3 protein-coding genes are annotated in these 2,366 nt (G+C 52.7%); all 3 read right to left on the bottom strand.

Translation table 11 applies throughout. The features are described from left to right. Window positions 1-147: 147 nt before the first annotated feature. Window positions 148-1,110, bottom strand: coding sequence for a hypothetical protein (locus D6694_06290; GenBank protein RMH44015.1), 963 nt, complete (start codon window positions 1,108-1,110; stop codon window positions 148-150). 574 nt (window positions 1,111-1,684) lie between these two features. Beyond that, entirely contained in the window at window positions 1,685-2,062 is a 378-nt protein-coding gene (locus D6694_06285; protein RMH44014.1) for a DNA-binding response regulator, read from the bottom strand. Between the two features lie 16 nt (window positions 2,063-2,078). Next, on the bottom strand, window positions 2,079-2,366 hold a 288-nt coding region (locus D6694_06280), incomplete at its 5' end, for a hypothetical protein (GenBank protein ID RMH44013.1).

Below are 2,366 nucleotides of genomic sequence, written 5' to 3'. Positions count from 1 at the left end.
TTGCGGCCGCGCGCCGGGGTCGGGCAACGTGAGGCGCACGAACAGGGCGTAGCCGGAGACAAAGAGGATAGCAATCCCAATCAGGAGGAAGGTGATATAAGAGGAGGTGCGCACGTAGAAGAATGTGGAATTTTTGGGGGCGGGAAATCAGATCGGCGTATAGATTCGGGATAATTCGCGTTGCAAGAAATCTTCCAGATACCTGCGGAGCGGAGTTTCGGCATTATTTCCGGGCATCAGGCAAGACAGGGCAAGGGTTTGATGGCGGGTGATTTCGGCAAGGGTACAGGTATCGCCGCCTTGTTCTCGGACAAGATCCCGGAGTTGCCGGCGGGCGGATTTGCTTTGCCCGGCCTGCGAGAGCAGTTGTTGCAATCTAGTGCGTTGTTCCGGGGATGCTGTTATTTCTGCAAAGAGCAGGGGCAGGGTGCGTTTCCGGGCAAGCAAATCACTGTGGTGCCCTTCTGTGTAAAATCCGACGATGTCATTGAGCAATTGTACGATGATGCCTAGATTATACCCAAACTTGCCAAATCGTTCTGTCTTTTTGGCATCGGCTCTGGCTACGATAGCCCCCCCGGTTAGCGCCAGGGCGAAAAATTGGCCGGATTTTGCGCCGATGCCCTGCAAATATGCCTCGATATTGTGCAGGGTTTTTGTTTTCAAATCGCGGTGCTGCCCCCCGGCCATTTGCAGGGTGACGTGATTGAAGGCTTGCACAAGCGCGTGCCGCGTGTCTGGTGCAATGTTTTCATGATTTTGAAGAAGAATCAGATTGGTGACGGCAAAGAACCCCGTGGCCGCGTTGATCAGTTCTGCGGATGTTATTGTGTCGCCGCCCCAGGCGGCAATATCGCCATCTTCCACATCATCCATGATATGAGCCGCCAGATACAATGCGCGCCATGCGGATGCTACTGGCACGGCTTGGTGCAATGTGCCTCCGGCGGCCTGGCAGGCCAGCAGCGGCAGCACTGTAGCAGCCTGATTGCTTTCCCGGGTTTCCGTCAAAATGTGGAGCAGCAATCGAGTGTATGCTGGATCCGGGGCAAAATCAGAAATTGTATTACACAGATATTCGTGAATCTGCGCAATGTGGGTAGCAGGCATGGCATTGTCCCGATAACATGTAGTGGGAGAGGAAAATTTCCTCTCCCAGAGAAATTGAAATTACTTGTCCGGAGATGCAGAACGAATAGAAGAGGCAGGTTCAAACCGGGTGCCCCATCTGATGTTTCTGTGCCCATGTACGATGTTTTTTTGCTCTGGCATTGCCCTAATGCATCGTTCAAACGGCAAAAGTCTCAATATGCCAGCGTTATCGGCGGGGTAGTCCAATCTGTATCTAATGGGACAGGAGACTCAAAAGTTTGCAATGCAGAGAGTGGGACGTGCAGGTGATACTTACATGTCAGCATCCGGCGGATAGTATCCCGTTCTGATGCAGAAAGTACAAGTCCATAACCATCCAGCGCCGTATCCATATTTTGAGTCAACTCTTGACGAAAACGGGTATCGTGAGCCAGGCGATGTATGACACGGTAGAAATCCTTCATGGGAAGCCTCCTTGATTTGGGTAGGGGAAAAAGTGGAAATCAACGGTGTGTGCGGCCATTCAACCGGGCATTCAGTGGTGCATTACAAGCCATGACAGTCCAGAAAATACGTGCGGCGTTACGGTGAATCAATTGATACCCAACCATTGACTGACGAGAGCGGCGATGACGGTGTGTTCGAGTTCGCTCTTATCGAAGTAAGCATCCGCACCGGCTTTCAATGCACGCTGTTTGATGAGGGGGATGTTGTAGGCGCTGTAAATGATGATGTGGGTATCGGGTTTCTCGCGCTTGATGCGTTTGGTGACCTGGATGCCATTGATACCGGGCATGGAAACGTCTAGCAGAATGACGTTTGGGTGCAGCCGGTGAACCATCTGGATGGCTTCATACCCATCACCTGCCTCTCCGATAACCTGACATGACGGGAGGTTGTCAATCAAGGCGCGTAATTGCATGCGCGCAACCGCAAAATCATCGACCAGTAAAAAAGTGAGCGCAGACATCACAGGTCTCAGCGGGTCAGGAGATGGTGATATCCTGACGTTGAAATATGTATGCCTGCACAAAGAGCAGGATGGCGGTGAGCAGGCCCCACGAGAGCAGGGCGGTGGCAAATTCCTGCCCTAAACCGGCGCCCAGACTGCGGGCTTCCAGAATATGCGCGGGCAACTGGAAAATGATGCGTAAGGGACGTAAGGGCAATTGTGTGCCGAAGGCCACGAAAGCGTAGAAGGGCAGCAGACTGCTCAGGATGGCAACCGTGGTGTTACGCACCTTCAGGAGAACGATTTGTCCGACCAGAACGAA

It is taken from the genome of Gammaproteobacteria bacterium (assembly GCA_003696665.1).
Taxonomy (GTDB): Bacteria; Pseudomonadota; Gammaproteobacteria; order Enterobacterales.
Note: the sequence above shows the minus strand (reverse complement) of the source record. Positions and strands in the feature narration are given on the sequence as shown.